This window comes from Pararhodobacter marinus, from assembly GCF_003122215.1.
Classification (GTDB): domain Bacteria; phylum Pseudomonadota; class Alphaproteobacteria; order Rhodobacterales; family Rhodobacteraceae; genus Pararhodobacter; species Pararhodobacter marinus.
The window spans coordinates 54,893-70,514 of the sequence record NZ_QEYD01000001.1 but is presented as its reverse complement, the minus strand read 5'-3'; the positions used below and the strand labels follow the sequence as shown (position 1 = coordinate 70,514).

Genomic DNA, 15,622 nt, shown 5'->3' with positions numbered 1-15,622 from the left:
GCCTGTCTGCGCCCGGCCCCGCCGCCGGATCAGGCCACCATCTCGGCGATCACCGCTAGCACCGGGCCGGCGCCGCGATAGATCGCCTCGCCCTCGAGAATCAGGTTTTCGCCGTCGCGCCCGATCACCAGCTTGGGCACGCCGGCGGTGAGGCTCTGTTGCAGGCGGTTGGTCTCGGCGATTCGGGCCTCGGCGCGGGCCGCCAGATCGGCATCGCCGGTGAGGCGGCGGGCGAAGTCCCCGGCATCGAAGGGCAGATCCGCCTCGGCCATCTCGGTCTCCGCAAGGGCGGTCACGTTCTCGGGGCGGGACGTGTCCTGCGCCAGAACATAGCGCGCGTGTTGCGCCCGGTGCAGGAACCGAGGCTCCAGCCCCCGGTCGATCTGACCCAGCGCGACCAGCGCCCGCGTCAGGAATCGTGAGGTGAAGACCCCGCCGGGCGCCATCAGCACCTCGTCCCGATAGGCGGTGCTCAGGGGCAGGCCGGCGATGGCGGCGATCCTCTGGTCATTGCTCCAGGCATGGCCCGCGATGGCCGATACCGGGCGCGGCGCATCGAACAGGCCGGAGGGGCGCAGGGTCAACCGGTCAGGGTAATGGCTGGCGATCCCGGCCAGCATCGCCGAACTGGCGTAGCACCAGCCGCAGAGCGGATCGAAGAGATAGTCGAGGGTCAGGGAAGGGGAGGTCATGGAGCGTCCGGGGCTGCGGATCGAAATGGAGGGGGGCGGTCAGGCGTGCTCGGGGCCTCCGCCCGCACGCCTGAGAAAGGCGCGAGAGGGGAGGATGGAAACCCGGCGCCCTCCGCTGCCCGGGCGATCCCGGACGAAAGCGGCCGCGGTGCCGTTCGGCGACGGCATCACGGGGCTGCCAACACCGTCCGAATCTCCCGTCCGCCTCTACGGCGCGTCGTTCGGGGAATCGCGGTGTTGACGGCCGAAGCCGTGCATTTCCTTCGCCCATTGGATGCCGATCATCAACCCCTTCATCCGCGGCAACAGAAGGAGCGACAGGACCAGGGCCGCGGTGGACAGGACTAGGGCGAGTTGCAGGGGGTTGTCCTGATACCGCCCGACCATCTGGTGCAACGCGATGCCGACGACATGCAGGACCACGAGGATCGTCAGATAGGCCGGGCCGTCATCCGCCCTGTGGTGGTGCAGTTCCTCGCCGCAGGCCGGGCAGGTGGCGTTGACCTTCAGATACCCTCCGAACAGCTTGCCGACGCCACAGGCGGGGCAGCGCAGCAGGAGGCCGCGACGAACGGCCAGTTTGGTGTCCCGGGGCTCGGTGGCGCACATGATGGACTCACTCTCGGTCAAAATGGATGACCGAGATATACGTGCGGCGCGCCAGAAATTAAACAGTCAATCATGCGATCATTGTGAAACATTGTGGCTAGATTGATAGATTCCTCTCCCCGACAGACCCGGACGCGCCGGAATGTCCGCCCGTGACCTTGAGGGTAGGCGGATCGCCGCTTCCCTGACACCGCTGCGTCGATATCTCTGCCAGGACCCGGCCCTTCGCCCACAAGCGAAGCCACGTCGCCGTTTCGTCATCGCGCAGCGGCTCGACCAATATGTCCTCGCCCGGGTCCAGATTGCCGAGATAGGTGATCTGGCGGCGGAGCAGCGGTGCGGCCCCGGGACAGGCCATCTCCGCGATCTTGGAGAAGGTCGGGAAATAGAGCAACCCGGCCGCGTTGAAATCGAGCGCGGCGACGGGCGTGTAGCGCAGGATCGCCGGTCCCATCGAACCGCCCAATCGTGCATTGCGGGCGATGCATCGCGCCGTGGCCTGCAGTCGGTCCAACTCTACGGTGGCCGGGGGCAGGGGTGCCATCCCCGGAAGATTGCCGCGCAGGAGCCGCCGATTGGAGCCGGTCTCGTCGTGGCGGAGGAAGCACGAGATCATCCGCAGACATCCCAGCAGGCCGTCCGGGCCGAGGATCTGCTGTTCGGACCCGAGGGCATTCGGGCCGACCGCATGAAGCCGTGACCGGATTGTAACACGTGCGGCCAGCAAGGGCTGGGTCGACGTCTCATAGCCCTTCCGGTTCAGGCGGATGGCGTTGAGGATGTTCACAAGGCCGATCGAGCCCTCGAAAGCCACGGTATGGAAGGTCACCAGCGTCTTCTCGCCCGCCTCGGCCTTCACATCCTCGAAAACCTTCTCTTCGTAATTGACGAAGAAATCCCCGTCCTTGTGCGCTTCCTTGGTGACCTGTGGCATCCCGCCCCCCTTGATTGGTACGATCCAAGGGTGGCGCTGCATTAAATATCCAGTCAATATTCGTCCTAATGTGCATACAATATAACCAGCATTTGCTATGCGATCTGATCAAGATGTGGGCGAAATTCATCTTTGCTACGTTGAGACCGGGCGCGGTACGAATGGGGTCGCGGGATCCGGGAGCGCCATTGCGGCGATGCATACAACACGCCTTCAACTCTCCGAATCAAACGGCTAGCTTCGGGCGAACAGGAGATGTCTCGATGATTGATTGGGTTCCCCAGCTGGCTGAAACCGGAAAGCCGCGCTATCTGGCGATTGCCGATGCCATTGCGCAGGATATCCAGCAGGGACGGCTGGGCGGTGGCGACCGGCTGCCGCCGCAGCGCCGCCTCGCGGCAAGCCTCGGCCTCGACTTCACCACCGTCTCGCGCGCCTATGCCGAGGCCCAGACGCGCGGTCTGGTGACCAGCCATGTCGGCCGCGGCACCTTCGTCACCGCGCGTCCGACCGCGACAGCGGATCCCGAACGCAAGCGCGCCGGCGATCTGTCGATGAACATGCCGCCCGAACCGGCGGATCCCGATCTCGTGGCGCGGATGCAGGCCGGGCTCGGCTATGTCTCGGCCAATCTAGTCGACCTTTTGCGCTACCAATCCCCGGTGGGAGCCGAACGCGACCGGGTCGCCGCCTCGAGCTGGCTCAGCCTGCGCGGCATGGCCCCGTCGATGGAGCGCATCGCCGTGACCCCCGGTGCCCATGCCACAATGGCGGCGATCCTGTCGATCATCACCCGCCCCGGCGACCGCATCCTCTGCGAGCGCGTCTCCTATCCCGGCATCCGCAACATCGCCGCGCGCTTCGGCGTGACGCTGATCGGGGTGGAGATGGACGCGCAGGGCGTGACGCCCGAGGCCCTGCGCGCGGCGATTGCCCTACACAAGCCCAAGGCGCTCTACCTGAATCCGACGCTGCAGAACCCGACAACCCTGACCATCCCGGTCGAAAGGCGGCTGGCGCTGGCCGAGGTGCTGAACGCGACCGGGCTCACGCTGATCGAGGATGACGCCTATGGCTTCATCCCCGCCAAGGCGCCGACGCCCATCGCGCTGGCGGCGCCCGATCTGACCTGGCATATCGGCGGGCTGGCGAAATGCATCGGCGCGGGGCTGCGGCTGGCCTTCACCATTGCCCCCTCGCCGCGCTGCGCGATCCGGCTGTCGCAGGCGATCCGCGCGTTGTCGGTGATGCCCTCACCCCTCGCCGCCGCACTGACCACGCAATGGATCGAGGACGGCACCGCCGACGGCATCCGCCGCTTCATCCGCGCCGAAAGCGCCGCCCGGCAGGAGATCGCGCGCGAGGCGCTGACGGGCTTCGCCTTCGAGGCCTCGGAGAATGCCTTCAATGTCTGGCTGACCTTGCCCCCGGGCGTCGGCCGGGCGGATGTGGTGGTCAAGATGGCCGGGCGGCCGCTGGGCCTCATTCCCTCGGATGCCTTCACGGTCGACGGCCCGGCCGAGGAGAAACTGCGCGTGTCGCTGGGGGGCAGGATCAGCCGTGAGGACCTGCGAGACAACCTGATGTTCCTGCATCAGGCGCTGTTGCCCAGCGAGTTCATCGGCTGAGGGCGCCGCTCGCGTCGCGGGCGGCTCGGCTCAGAGCCGTTCCAGCGCGATGGCGATGCCCTGGCCGACGCCGATGCACATACAGGACAGCGATTTCTCGCCGGGTTTGAGGTCGAGCATGGCGCTGCCGGTGATCCGCGCGCCGGACATGCCCAGCGGGTGACCCAGCGCGATGGCACCGCCATTGGGGTTCACGCGGGGATCGTCATCGGCGATGCCGAGAGCCCGCAGCGTCGCCAGACCCTGCGAGGCAAAGGCCTCGTTCAGTTCGATCACCGCGAAATCGTCGGGCGTGAGGCCCAGCCGCGCCATCAGCTTCTGCGAAGCTGGCGCTGGGCCGATGCCCATGACCCGCGGCGGCACCCCGGCGGTGGCCCCGCCCAGCACGCGGGCAATCGGGGTCAGCCCGTGTTTCTTTGCCGCCGCCGCCGAGGCGAGGATCAGCACCGCCGCCCCATCGTTGACGCCCGAGGCATTGCCGGCGGTCACCGTACCATCGGCCTTCACGAAGGTCTTCAGCCGCCGCAGGTCTTCCAGCGTGGTCGCGGCGCGCGGATGCTCGTCGGTATCGACCACGGTCACACCCTTGCGGGTCTTGATCTCGACCGGCGTAATCTCGCGGGCAAAGCGGCCATTGGTCTGCGCCGCCCCGGCCTTGTGCTGGCTACGCTGGGCAAAGGCGTCCTGATCGGCGCGGCTGATGTTGTGGTCTTCGGCGACGTTCTCGGCGGTTTCGGGCATGGAATCCACGCCGTATTGCGCCTTCATCAGCGGGTTGACGAAGCGCCAGCCGATTGTGGTGTCGTGGATCTCGCTGGACCGGGAGAAGGCACTTTCGGCCTTGGGCAGCACGAAGGGCGCGCGGGACATGCTTTCGACGCCACCGGCAATCGCCAGATCGATCTCGCCCGCCCGGATCGCCCGCGCGGCGATCAGCACCGCATCCATGCCCGAGCCGCAAAGCCGGTTGACCGTGGTGCCCGGCACCTCGACCGGCAGACCGGCCAGCAGGGCGGACATGCGGGCAACGTTGCGGTTGTCTTCGCCCGCCTGGTTGGCACAGCCGAAGACGACCTCATCGATGGCTGCCCAGTCGACCGAAGGATTGCGCGCCATCAGCGCGCGCAGGGGCACCGCGCCCAGATCGTCCGCCCGCACGGCGGAAAGCGCGCCACCGAAGCGCCCGATGGGGGTGCGGATATAGTCGCAGAGGAAAACATCGGTCATCGGGGCCTCCGGGTTGCTTGCGTCGGGTTCCCTGCGTGGTACCCCGCGTGGGCGGCGATGTCCTCTGACAAGGCATTCCGCGCGGTCTGACTGGAGGTTGGGTCAGAGGGTTTGGGCTGGCCCAATCTCTTGTCCGTCGCCAGCCGCCGACCGGCTTCCTATGCTGCCCGCATTCACGCGCTTGAAGGAGAGGACCATGCCAATACTCGTGACGGTGCACGGAATCATGTCGGATGCCCGGACCTGGGCGCCTCTGGCTGAGGCTTTGTACCCGCGCCTTGCCGGGGTGCATGTCGCCGATACCACGCGCGATGCCACGCTCGAAGAGATGGCGGCGCGCGCCCTGACGGCGACCGAAGGCCCGCTGATCGTCGCCGCGCATTCGATGGGCGGGCGCGTGGCGCTGGAGATGGGGCGGCAGGCCCCCGCGCGCATCAAGGCGATGATCCTGTCCAGCACCGGCGCCGAGCCCGCCGGGCCGGGCGAGCCCGCGCATCGTCAGACACGCATCGATCAGGCCAATGCCGACATGACCCGCTATGCACGCGACTGGGCGCCCAAGGTGCTGGCTCCCGAGAACCGGAGCGACGAGGCGCTGCTCGCCCGCGTCCGCGCCATGGTCGAGGCCTGCCCGGCCGAGGTGCACGAGCGCCAGAACCGCGCGCTGCTGGTCCGCCCCGATGCCTTCGCCTATATCGGCGCCTTCAACTTCCCGGTGCTTCTGATCACCGGCGAACACGACCATCTGTCGACGCCCGAGGTCCATGCCGGCATCGCCAAGGCCATCCCGGATGCCGAGTCACGGGTGATCCCGCGGGCGGGGCATCTCTTGCCCTTCGAGCAGCGGGAACGGGTCTCGGAACTGGTGAGCGACTGGCTGACCGCCCGCGGCATTCTCTGACCGGTCAGGCGCCGGTCTGACAGCAAGGCCTGGGCACCCGCCCGGGCCTTTTGCTTGCCGGAACAAAAGAGGGGCCGCCCGGTCTGGGCGGCCCCGCGGGGAAGCGGCGGTGTCGGGAGGTTACACGCGCAGCTCTTCCACCGTGTCGAAAAGCGAGGCTCGCACCGGATCGAAGCCCACGCGCAGGATATCGCCGGCCGCAACCTGAGCATGCCCGTCCATGCGGAAGCGGAAGGGCGTGCCCTCGATGCTGCTCCAGACCAGGGTTTCGGCGCCCATCGGCTTGACCAGTTCGGCCTTCAACTCATAGGAGACCGGACAGGCCGCGGCTGCCTCGCCGGTTGCGACATGTTCGGGCCGAATGCCGAACCAGACGTCGCCCTCCAGCCCCTTGCGGGTGAAGTCATAGGCATCCAGCGGGATCGACTGACCCGCCACATCCACCACCGGACCGGCGCGCAGCTTGCCGGGCAGGAAGTTCATCGAGGGCGAGCCGATGAAATCCGCGACATATTTTTTCGCGGGCCGGCCGTAGATCTCGGCCGGCGAGCCCAGCTGCATCACCAGCCCGCCCTTCATGATGGCGATGCGGTCGGCCAGGGTCATCGCCTCGACCTGATCATGTGTCACATAGATCATGGTGTTGCCGAGGTTGTTGTGCAGGCGCTTGAGCTCGACGCGCAGCTCGGCGCGCAGCTTGGCGTCGAGGTTCGACAGCGGCTCGTCGAACAGGAACACCTCGACATCGCGCACCAGTGCCCGGCCGATGGCCACGCGCTGACGCTGACCGCCGGACAGGGCGGCGGGCTTGCGACCCAGAAGCGGGCCGATCTGCAGGATATCGGCGGCGCGGGCTACCCGACGCTCGATCTCGTCCTTCGGAACGCGGGCGTTCTTCAGCCCGAAGCTGAGGTTCCCCTTCACCGTCATCTGCGGATAAAGCGCGTAGGACTGGAAGACCATGCCGATGCCGCGCTCGGACGGTTCGGCCCAGGTCACGTTGTCGCCGTTGATGAAGATGCTGCCATCGGTGGGCTCCAGAAGCCCGGCGATGCAGTTCAGGAGCGTGGACTTGCCGCAGCCTGAGGAACCGAGCAGCACCAGGAACTCGCCCTTGCCGATGTCGAGATTGAGGTCCTTCAGCACCTGGATGGCGCCGAAATCCAATTTCAGGTTGCGGATGGAAACGCTGGGCTGCATGGGTTCAACCTTTCACGGCGCCGGCTGCGATGCCGCGCACGAAGAGCTTGCCGGAGACGAGGTAGATGGTCAGCGGCACCAGACCGGACAGCAGGGTCGCGGCCATGTTGACGTTGTATTCCCGCACGCCCTGCACCGAATTGACGATGTTGTTGAGCTGCACGGTCATCGGATAGTTCTGCGGCGTGCTGAAGATCACGCCGAACAAGAAGTCGTTCCAGATCGCCGTGGATTGCAGGATCACCGCCACCACGAACATCGGCAGGGCCATCGGCGCCATGATCTTCAGGAAGATGGTCCAGAAACCGGCGCCATCGATGCGCGCGGCCATGAACAATTCCTCGGGCACCGAGTAGAAGTCGTTGCGAAACAGCAGGGTCAGGATCGGCATGCCGAAAACCGTATGCACCAGCACCAGCCCGGCCAGATCGCCGTAAAGCCCGATCTCGCGCAAGATGATCACGATGGGATAGATCATCACCTGATAGGGGATGAAGGCGCCGATGATCAGGATGGTGAAGAAGACATTCGCCCCGCGGAAGCGCCACAGCGACAGCGCATAGCCGTTGACCGAGGCGACGGCTATGGACAGCACGACCGAGGGCACGGTGATGATGACCGAGTTCAGGAAACCGGTCGAAATCCCCTCGCAGGTGAGACCGGTGCAGACCGAGGACCAGGCGCGGATCCAGGGCTCGAAGGTCAGCTCGACGGGCGGGGCAAAGATGTTGCCCATCTGGATTTCCGGCATGCCCTTCAGTGAGGTCATGATCATCACCCAGATCGGCAGCAGGTAATAGACCGAGAGCAGGGCGAGGATGCCGTAGATCACGATGTTGCGGACCGACAAGGCGCGGCGCGGGCGCGGGCCCACGGCCTCGGCGATCCCCCGGCTGGGGGCGGGAGCGGTCTGATCAGCCACGCTTCTTTCCTCCGAATTCGAGATAGGCCCAGGGGATGATCACGAAGATCACGGCGACCAGCATCATCGTCGAGGCGGCAAAGCCCTGCGCGAGGTTCTGCGAAACGAACATCGCGTCGAAGACGAATTTCGCCGGCACCTCGGACGACAGGCCGGGCCCGCCGCCGGTCTGGGCGATGACCAGATCGTAAAGCTTGATGATCGAGGCGGTGATCAGCACCAAAGTGGTGACAAAGACCGGGCGCATCATCGGGATGACGATGAAGATATAGGTCTTCCAGGCCGGGATCCCGTCGACGCGCGAGGCTTTCCAGACATCCTCGTCAATACCGCGCAACCCGGCCAGCATTAGGCACATGACCAGCCCCGTGCCGTGCCACAACCCGGCGACGATGACGCCGTAGAGCACCAGGTCGGAATTGTAGAGCGGGTCGAAGGCGAAAGTCTCGAACCCCATGCTGCGCACCGCCGCCTGGATGCCGAATTCGGGGTTCAGCAGCCATTGCCAGACAAGGCCGGTGACGATGAAGCTGAGCGCGTAGGGATAGAGGAAAATGGTGCGGAAGGCATCCTCGAAGCGGATGCGCTGGTCGATGATCGCGGCCAGCAGGAAGCCGATCACCAGCGAGAAGACCAGCATCAGAAAGCCGTAGATCGCCAGATTCTCGACCGAGATCAGCCAGCGGCGGGTTCCCCAGAGCCTTTCGTACTGCGCCAGCCCGACCCAGTCGCCACCGGGCAGAAGGCGCGAGTTGGTGAAGGAATAGACCACCGTCCAAAGCGTGCAGCCGACGAAGACGACGGTGGCGGTCAGCATCATCGGGATCGCCGCAATCTTGGCGTTCAGGTTCTTGACGAGGGAGCGTCGACTCGCAATGTCCGGCATCGGATCCTCTGTTTCATGCCTCTCCGGCCGAGGGACGGGGCCTTTGAGGCCCCGCCCGGTGCCGGATCAGTCTGCGGTTGCGATGATCTGCGCGAATTCGGCCTGGGACTCTTCGACCGAGAAATCGGGATCGGCGAGGAACTCGACCACCAGATCGGTGATCTGGCCCAGAGTGTCGGGCGACACGAGGCTGTTCACGCTGTCGACGACCTGACCGGCCTGCAGCGCCTCGATACCCGCCTGCATGCAGGGGGTGGGATCCTGCAATTCGACATCGCGGCGCACCGGCAGCGCGCCCTTGGCGGCGGTGAAGGCGACCTGCGTTGCGGGATCGAGGATGACGCGGGCGACATTGTCCTGCGCCTCGACGACCGCGGGATCCTCGATCAGCGGGAAATAGAAGGCGTCGCCGGCGGCGGCGATGTATTCATGCTCGCCCAGCCCCAGAAGGCAGGTGAAATCCTCGCCCGCGGCAAGACCGGCCTGGGTGAATTCGCCCTGCACCCAGTCGCCCATGATCTGCCCGCCGGCCTGACCTTCGATCACCATGCGCGCGGCGATGTTCCATTCCTGAGCATTCGAGCCTTCGGTCATCACGCGGGCATCGGCAAGCGCCTGGAACACCGTGGCGACTTCAGGCCCTTCGGCGAATTCGGCGTCGCGGTCGCGATAGAGCCGCAGGAAGGTCTCGGGCCCACCGATCGACACCATCAGCACGTTGAACATGAGCTGCTTCTGCCAGGCCTGCTGACCCTGGGCCAAGGGCACGATGCCACGCTCGCGCAACGCCGGTGCGGCGGCAACGAACTCGCTCCAGTTCTACGGCACGGCGAGGCCGGCTTCGGTGAAGACGTCGTTGTTGAGCCACAGCCATTGCTGCGAATGGATGTTCGAGGGCACGCAATAGAGCCGGCCCTCATACATGCAGCTGTCCAGGAGCGAGGTCGGGAAAACCGCCTCCATCCAGCCCTCGGCCTCGGCCAGCTCGGTCACATCGCGCATATAGCCGGCCTCAATCAACTCGCGGATCGCCTGGCCATGGGTGAACTGAGTGGCGCCCATCGGATTGCCGCCGATGATGCGGCTGGTGATCAGCGGCCGCGCCACGCCGCCGGCCCCGGCGATGGCGCCGTCGATCCAGCTATCGCCCAAGGCCGCAAAGCCGTCAGCGAGAACGCGGATCGCCGCGGCCTCGGAACCCCGAAGTTCACCAATGTGTGACCTCGAGATCGGTGGCCAGGGCCGGATGAGCGGCGCAAAGCGCCAGCGCGCCGAATGTGGACTTTCTCATGGGGTTCTTCCTCCTGATTGCTGGATGTCGGCGCGGATGCTGAACTGTGCCAGGTGCCGCGTTCTTCTGTCTGCAAGGGTCCGTCAGAGGGGGCTTTGGGTCAATGCAGGCGAACTTTGCTGATGTGAAACATTTTGTACATGCCTCTGAAATTACGTGGCTTTTGCGAGTGGTAATCGCGCTCAGCCGATGGCGCCGGCGTCTCTGAGCGCCGCAATCGCCGCCGCGTCATAGCCGAGGCTGGTCAGGATCTCGTCGGTCTGCGCCCCGTGCGGCTGCGGCGGACGGCTCAGCGTCGGGCCCCCCTCGGCGAAGGTGAAACCGGCCAGCGTCGTGGTCATGCCCTCGGGGGTGCCGGCTGGTCCGTCAAAGCGATGCAGCGCGCGGCGCGCCTGTACCTGCGGATCGGCCAGCGCCTCGTCCAGACGCCGGATGCGGGCGCAGGGGATACCGTTCGATTGCAGGAATTCCTCCCAATGCGCCGCCGGCTTTGTGCCGATCACCTCGGCCAGCGCGGCGCTTTCGCGGGGATGGTCGTCCAGCCGCTGGTTGTTGTTGTCCTTGGCCAGTTCCGGCCGGCCCAGCAGGGTCCAGAGCCGGCGCTGCTGGCGCAGGTTCGAGGCGGCCACCATCACCGGTGCGTCCGAGGCGTGATACATGCCGATCGTGGCGAAGGGGAAGGTGTTGCCCTTGGCCTTGGGCACGTTGCCGCCCCAGTAATACGAGGCGACATGCGAGGTGGAGAACAAGAGCGCCACATCCAGCATCGATACGTCGATACGCGTCCCCTGCCCACCATTGCGCTCGCGCTGCAACAGGGCAGCGGCGATGGCATAGGCGGCGGTGGTGCCGGCCGCGTAATCCATCACCGGCGCGCCGGATTTGAATGGCTTCGCGGGATCGTCGCCGGTCATCGCCATGATGCCGGAAAACGCCTGGATGACATTGTCATAGCCGCGCAATTCGCGCCGCGGCCCGGTCGAACCGAAGGCCGAGAGCGAGCAATAGATCAGCCGCGGATTGCGGGCTTTCAGGACGTCATAGCCCAGACCCAGCGCCTCGAAAGCGCCCGGGCGGTAATTCTCAACCAGTACATCGGCGGTATCGAGAAGCCGCAGCATGGCCTCGCGCCCCTCGAGGTGCTTGAGGTTCAGCGCGATGCAATCCTTGTTCGACCCCTGGCCCAGAAAGGCGGTGCCCATGCCGGCATCGTTCATCGCCCGGTCCGGCCCCTGCGCGCGGGCCTGGTCGGGTTCGTCGGGCTTCTCGACCTTGATCACCTCGGCGCCCAAAGTCGCCAGCTGGAAGGCCGCGAAAGGGCCGGCCAGCACATGGGTCGTGTCGACGATCCGGTAGCCCTCGAAAGCTCTGGTCATGCTCTTCTCCTGATTTGCAGCGGGCTCGGGCGTTGTGGCGGCGAGACCCTTCACCCCCCAGCTTCCCCGACCAGGGCCCCGGTTTCCACGGCCCAAAAGTTCGCGCAGGCCTGACTATTCCGCCCTTAAGCCCGCCGGCGTGGTGGCTATAGTCAGAGGAAGACCCCCTTGCAGCGCAGGCATCGATGACCATAGCCCCCGCAAACAACCTCACCAACGCCCATCTGATGGCGGCGCCCTTTCACCTGGATGCCGAGGCCGTCGACTGGGTGCGCCGGACCCATGCCGGCATGGAGACTGAAGCGAAGCTGGCGCAGATCGTCATCCCCGCCTGCCGCGACCTGTCAGAGGATGCGCTCGATGCGCTGGCCGCGCGGGGGCTGGGCGGCATGCACCGCTTTCCCAGCTATGCCGAGGCGGATTTGCGCCGCTCGGCCCGGCACCTTTTCGCGCAATGCGCCATCCCGCCGCTGCTGACCGGCGATATCGAGATGTCGGAAAAGGCCAGCGTCAAGGCGGGCACGCCCTTTCCCAACCAGATGGCCGTCGCCGCCACAGGGGAGACGCAGAACGCCTGGCGCATGGGTGCGCTGGCCGCGCGCGAGGCCGGTTTTCTGGGCTTCGGCATCAGTTGGACGCCGGTGGCGGACCTGGCGCTGAATTTCCGCTCGAACGTGGTCAATACCCGCGCCTTCAGCGCCGGGGTTCAGCAGACTCTCGATTATGTGACCGCCTATATCGAGGGGATGCACGACAATGGCATGGTGGCCTGCGTCAAGCATTTCCCCGGCGACGGGCTGGACGAGCGCGACCAGCATTTCGTGACCACGCATAATTCGATGCAGATGCCCGAATGGCGCGCCAGCTTCGGGCGCATCTACGAGGCCGCGATTGCGCGTGATGCGCGGCTGATCATGGCCGGGCATATCACCCTGGCCGCCTATGCCGCCGAACGGGGCGAGGCCGAGCTTGCCGGGCCGGAACAGCCCGCCTCGCTGAACGCTGACCTTCTGCAGGGATTGCTGCGGGGCGAGCTGGGCTTCAACGGGGTGATCGTGTCGGATGCGACGGGGATGGTGGGCTTCACCGCCCGGGGGGCTCGCGCTGATCTGGTGCCGCGTTGCATCGAAAGCGGCCGCGACCTCCTGCTGTTCCCGCAGGAGATCGAAGAAGATATCGGGTTCCTGCGCGCAGGCCTCGAAACCGGGGCGCTTTCGCAACAACGGCTGGACGAGGCGGTGCTGCGGGTGCTGGCGCTGAAGGCCTCGATGGGCCTGCATCGCGGCGGCGATCCGCTGCCGTCCGAGGCCGCCCGTGGCCTCATGCTGGGCACCGAGGAGCATGGGGAATGGTCGCGCGGGGTCTCGGAACAGGCGCTCACGCTGGTCAAGGACCGCCAGAACCTGCTGCCCCTCTCGCCCGAGCGCCATCGCCGCATCCTGCTGGCCGAATTGCCTGAGCGCACCGCCCCTCGGCCCCGATGCCGGCGCTGCAGATCGCCCGGATGCTGGAAGACCGCGGCTTCATCGTCACCCGCGCAGTGCCGGGCGAACCCCTGAACCCCGAGGGGCAGGATGTCGGCCTTTATCTGATGGCCGACGAGGGTCTGTCGGGCAAGGAAGTGCTGGGTCCGCATTGGCAAAAGCTGCACGGCCGCTTTCCCCTGACCATGCAGCGGATGTGGCACCACCTGCCGACGCTCTATGTCTCGCTCGGGTCGCCCTTCCTGCTGTTCCACATGCCGGAATGCCCGACCTACATAAACGCCTATGCCGCCGTCCTGCCGGTGCAGGAAGCGTTGGTCGAGGCGCTGACCGGCAGGATCCCCTTTCGGGGGCAAAGCCCCGTCGACGCCTCTTGCGGGCTGCCCTTCGGTATCTGAAGCCGGCGGGGCGGGCCCTTGACGCCTTCCGAGGCGCATCGCAGTATTCGCAGGTCGTTTTCGACCTTCGCGCCTTGCCCGGTCAGGCAGGGCGCGACGCAGATGCAGGGCAGGATCCCGATGACCAACAGCTCGCGCCGCGCGCTTCCTCCGATGAATCCACTGAAGGCTTTCGAGGCCGCCGCGCGCCATGAAAGCCTGACCGAGGCCGCCGACGAGCTGAATGTCAGCCAGGTAGCGGTCAGCCGGCAGGTGCGGGGGCTGGAGGATTTCCTGGAAGTCACGCTGTTCCGCCGCCAGAGCCGGGGGATCGAGCTGACGCGCGAGGGCAAGGCGCTTTATAACGGCATCGGCAAGGCCTTCGAGCAGATCGAGACCGCGACCCGCCATGTCTCTCGCCGGGGGCAGCGGAATATCCTGGCGATTCAACCCTATGTTACGCTGTCGCACCGCTGGCTGATGCCGCGTCTGCTGCCTTCCATGCCGCGCATCCGCGCATCGAGGTGCGGCTGTCCTCGTCCCCTTTGCCCGCGGATTTCGCCACCGACAATATGGATGCGGCGATCCGCGGCGGCGGCGGCAACTGGCCCGAGCTGCATGCCGAGAAACTGGCGGATATGGAACTGGTGCCGGTCTGCTCGCCCGCTTTCATGGCCGAGAACGACCTGCGGGACGTCAAGGATCTGGCCCGCGTGAAGCTGCTGCATTCCATGGCCCGGCCCGACGACTGGCGCAAATGGCTGGACTCGGCGCAGGCCGGGTTCGAGCCGCGCAACCGGCTTCTCTTCGAAAACAGCTCGCTGGCCTATGAGGGGGCGATGATGGGGCTGGGCGTGGCCGTCGCCAACCGGCATTTCGTGCAGGGCCAGATCAAGGGCGGGCTTCTGGTGATCCCCTTTGATCATGGCTGCCGGACTGGCGAGAGCTATTACCTGACATGGCCGCGCGAGCGCACGCCCTCGCAACCGCTGCTGAAATTCCTCGACTGGATCCTGGCCCAGATCGCCGCTGAAACCGCCGCCGCCGAGGCCGCGGCGCAGGGGAAGACGGCTCCCGATGTGGTGGTGCCTGATCAACCGGAGTGACGGGTCACCGGCTCAGCCGACAGGGTCAGGCATCGGTGTCCGAGGCAAGCTGCTGGCGCATCCAGTCAAGAAATTTCATCAGCGGTTGCGAGGGCGGGATCGCCGTGGGCCAAGTCAGGAAATACCCCTCGCCGCTGTAGCAGGACGCGTCGAAGGGCGCGACCAGCGTGCCGTTCTGCAGATTCTGGCGCACGAAGACCTTCACCGCCAGCGCGACACCGCTATCCATCGCCGCCGCCTCATAGGCCAGGGCCGAGCTTTCAAAACGGATGCCGGGGTCGGGATCGACATTGGCACCGACCCGCTTGATCCAGGCTGCCCAATCCGTCGGCCGCGCCATGGAATGCAACAGCCGCACGCGGCGCAGATCGTCGGGCACGCGCAGCTTGTGCTGTTTCTGGAAGGCGGGTGAGCAGATCGGGGTCAGCTCGATATCCGTGAGCTTTTCGCTATGCAGGTCGGGCCAGTCGCCCTTGCCCGCCCGGATCGCCGCATCGAGATTCTGGGTCTCGAAATCGACGGGCGCGATGGACGAGCTGAGCCGGATCTCGATGCGCGGAAAGGCGTCGTGGAAATCCGTCAGCCGAGGGATCAGCCAGCGCTGCGAGAAGGTCGTATAGGACTGGATCGCCAGAATGTCGCGCCGACCCCGACGCGAAACCAGCCGCGTGGCGTTGTGGATGTCCTGAAAGGCGCGGGAAATGCCGTTGGCCAAGAGCTTGCCCTCATCGGTCAGCTCCAGCCCCCGGTGCAGGCGCTTGAACAGCGTGACACCCAGGAATTCCTCGAGCACACGCACCTGACGGCTGACGGCGACCTGGCTGACGCCCAGCTCTTCGGCCGCCAGGGTGAGATTGCTCAGCCGGGCGGCGACCTCGAAGGTCTTCAGCGGGTTCAGCGGGGGGAACGGGGTCTTCAACGGTCGAGCCCGCCCCCGTCGTCGCGCTTCCCATGGCCGGTGTCCCAGTTGATGAGACTGCAGGTCCCCA

Annotated in this window: 16 protein-coding genes and 1 pseudogene; 6 read left to right on the top strand and 11 right to left on the bottom strand. The window is 66.1% G+C overall.

What is annotated here, in order from left to right; translation table 11 throughout:
* Positions 1 to 29: 29 nt before the first annotated feature.
* The 3 genes from C4N9_RS00350 to C4N9_RS22465 form a co-directional block, all read right to left on the bottom strand.
* On the bottom strand, positions 30 to 692 hold the full coding sequence (locus tag C4N9_RS00350; RefSeq protein WP_109531307.1) for a protein-disulfide isomerase: 663 nt from the start codon (positions 690 to 692) through the stop codon (positions 30 to 32).
* A 207-nt stretch (positions 693 to 899) separates the two neighbouring features.
* Entirely contained in the window at positions 900 to 1,301 is a 402-nt protein-coding gene (locus C4N9_RS00345) for a DUF983 domain-containing protein (protein ID WP_109531306.1), read from the bottom strand.
* Between the two features lie 97 nt (positions 1,302 to 1,398).
* A complete protein-coding gene (locus tag C4N9_RS22465) occupies positions 1,399 to 2,235 on the bottom strand; it encodes a hotdog family protein (RefSeq protein ID WP_245902408.1) in 837 nt (278 codons plus the stop codon).
* 263 nt (positions 2,236 to 2,498) lie between these two features.
* Between C4N9_RS22465 and C4N9_RS00335 the strand changes: the two genes are divergently transcribed.
* A complete protein-coding gene (locus tag C4N9_RS00335) occupies positions 2,499 to 3,863 on the top strand; it encodes an aminotransferase-like domain-containing protein (protein ID WP_109531305.1) in 1,365 nt (454 codons plus the stop codon).
* A 30-nt stretch (positions 3,864 to 3,893) separates the two neighbouring features.
* Here the strand turns inward: C4N9_RS00335 and pcaF are convergent, their stop codons facing one another.
* Positions 3,894 to 5,090, bottom strand: a complete 1,197-nt coding sequence (gene pcaF, locus C4N9_RS00330; protein WP_109531304.1) for a 3-oxoadipyl-CoA thiolase — start codon at positions 5,088 to 5,090, stop codon at positions 3,894 to 3,896.
* 196 nt (positions 5,091 to 5,286) lie between these two features.
* Here pcaF and C4N9_RS00325 point away from each other — a divergent pair, with 196 nt between their 5' ends.
* A complete protein-coding gene (locus C4N9_RS00325; RefSeq protein WP_168192072.1) occupies positions 5,287 to 5,991 on the top strand; it encodes an alpha/beta fold hydrolase in 705 nt (234 codons plus the stop codon).
* Between the two features lie 120 nt (positions 5,992 to 6,111).
* On the opposite strand, the gene C4N9_RS00320 is transcribed toward C4N9_RS00325, so the two are convergent.
* The 6 genes from C4N9_RS00320 to C4N9_RS00300 all read right to left on the bottom strand — a co-directional run bounded on the left by C4N9_RS00320 (position 6,112) and on the right by C4N9_RS00300 (position 11,666).
* Entirely contained in the window at positions 6,112 to 7,191 is a 1,080-nt protein-coding gene (locus C4N9_RS00320) for an ABC transporter ATP-binding protein (RefSeq protein ID WP_109531302.1), read from the bottom strand.
* A gap of 4 nt (positions 7,192 to 7,195) precedes the next feature.
* Positions 7,196 to 8,113 (bottom strand): carbohydrate ABC transporter permease, encoded by a 918-nt coding sequence (locus C4N9_RS00315; RefSeq protein WP_109531301.1) that lies wholly within the window; start codon positions 8,111 to 8,113, stop codon positions 7,196 to 7,198.
* On the bottom strand, positions 8,106 to 8,999 hold the full coding sequence (locus C4N9_RS00310) for a carbohydrate ABC transporter permease (RefSeq protein ID WP_168192071.1): 894 nt from the start codon (positions 8,997 to 8,999) through the stop codon (positions 8,106 to 8,108). The genes C4N9_RS00315 and C4N9_RS00310 overlap by 8 nt, the downstream gene beginning before the upstream one ends.
* Positions 9,000 to 9,065: 66 nt before the next feature.
* Positions 9,066 to 9,725 carry a hypothetical protein gene (locus tag C4N9_RS22425; protein WP_342748758.1) on the bottom strand — a complete coding sequence of 220 codons (660 nt, stop codon included), beginning with the start codon at positions 9,723 to 9,725 and terminating at the stop codon, positions 9,066 to 9,068.
* Positions 9,726 to 9,818: 93 nt separating this feature from the next.
* A complete protein-coding gene (locus C4N9_RS22420; protein WP_342748757.1) occupies positions 9,819 to 10,151 on the bottom strand; it encodes a hypothetical protein in 333 nt (110 codons plus the stop codon).
* Positions 10,152 to 10,472: 321 nt separating this feature from the next.
* On the bottom strand, positions 10,473 to 11,666 hold the full coding sequence (locus tag C4N9_RS00300) for a CaiB/BaiF CoA transferase family protein (RefSeq protein ID WP_109531300.1): 1,194 nt from the start codon (positions 11,664 to 11,666) through the stop codon (positions 10,473 to 10,475).
* A gap of 185 nt (positions 11,667 to 11,851) precedes the next feature.
* On the opposite strand from C4N9_RS00300, the gene C4N9_RS00295 reads away from it, so the two are divergent.
* The 4 genes and pseudogenes from C4N9_RS00295 to C4N9_RS22180 all read left to right on the top strand — a co-directional run bounded on the left by C4N9_RS00295 (position 11,852) and on the right by C4N9_RS22180 (position 14,633).
* Complete coding sequence (locus tag C4N9_RS00295) at positions 11,852 to 13,225, top strand: glycoside hydrolase family 3 protein (protein ID WP_210403947.1); 1,374 nt, start codon at positions 11,852 to 11,854, stop codon at positions 13,223 to 13,225.
* Complete coding sequence (locus C4N9_RS22045; RefSeq protein ID WP_210403946.1) at positions 13,171 to 13,548, top strand: hypothetical protein; 378 nt, start codon at positions 13,171 to 13,173, stop codon at positions 13,546 to 13,548. The genes C4N9_RS00295 and C4N9_RS22045 overlap by 55 nt, the downstream gene beginning before the upstream one ends.
* A 102-nt stretch (positions 13,549 to 13,650) precedes the next feature.
* Positions 13,651 to 13,821: pseudogene (locus tag C4N9_RS22185) on the top strand (LysR family transcriptional regulator); the annotation flags it as partial.
* 230 nt (positions 13,822 to 14,051) lie between these two features.
* A complete protein-coding gene (locus tag C4N9_RS22180) occupies positions 14,052 to 14,633 on the top strand; it encodes a LysR substrate-binding domain-containing protein (protein ID WP_245902407.1) in 582 nt (193 codons plus the stop codon).
* Between the two features lie 25 nt (positions 14,634 to 14,658).
* Here the strand turns inward: C4N9_RS22180 and C4N9_RS00285 are convergent, their stop codons facing one another.
* Positions 14,659 to 15,552: a LysR substrate-binding domain-containing protein gene (locus C4N9_RS00285; RefSeq protein ID WP_109531299.1), complete on the bottom strand. Its 894-nt coding sequence runs from the start codon at positions 15,550 to 15,552 to the stop codon at positions 14,659 to 14,661.
* Positions 15,553 to 15,622 lie beyond the last annotated feature (70 nt).

Coding starts and splice junctions, on each gene's coding strand:
- C4N9_RS00350 (WP_109531307.1), bottom strand. CDS start 692: ATGACCTCCCCTTCCCTGACCCTCGACTATCTCTTCGATCCGCTCTGC.
- C4N9_RS00345 (WP_109531306.1), bottom strand. CDS start 1,301: ATGTGCGCCACCGAGCCCCGGGACACCAAACTGGCCGTTCGTCGCGGC.
- C4N9_RS22465 (WP_245902408.1), bottom strand. CDS start 2,235: ATGCCACAGGTCACCAAGGAAGCGCACAAGGACGGGGATTTCTTCGTC.
- C4N9_RS00335 (WP_109531305.1), top strand. CDS start 2,499: ATGATTGATTGGGTTCCCCAGCTGGCTGAAACCGGAAAGCCGCGCTAT.
- pcaF (WP_109531304.1), bottom strand. CDS start 5,090: ATGACCGATGTTTTCCTCTGCGACTATATCCGCACCCCCATCGGGCGC.
- C4N9_RS00325 (WP_168192072.1), top strand. CDS start 5,287: ATGCCAATACTCGTGACGGTGCACGGAATCATGTCGGATGCCCGGACC.
- C4N9_RS00320 (WP_109531302.1), bottom strand. CDS start 7,191: ATGCAGCCCAGCGTTTCCATCCGCAACCTGAAATTGGATTTCGGCGCC.
- C4N9_RS00310 (WP_168192071.1), bottom strand. CDS start 8,999: ATGCCGGACATTGCGAGTCGACGCTCCCTCGTCAAGAACCTGAACGCC.
- C4N9_RS22425 (WP_342748758.1), bottom strand. CDS start 9,725: ATGTTCAACGTGCTGATGGTGTCGATCGGTGGGCCCGAGACCTTCCTG.
- C4N9_RS00300 (WP_109531300.1), bottom strand. CDS start 11,666: ATGACCAGAGCTTTCGAGGGCTACCGGATCGTCGACACGACCCATGTG.
- C4N9_RS00295 (WP_210403947.1), top strand. CDS start 11,852: ATGACCATAGCCCCCGCAAACAACCTCACCAACGCCCATCTGATGGCG.
- C4N9_RS22045 (WP_210403946.1), top strand. CDS start 13,171: ATGCTGGAAGACCGCGGCTTCATCGTCACCCGCGCAGTGCCGGGCGAA.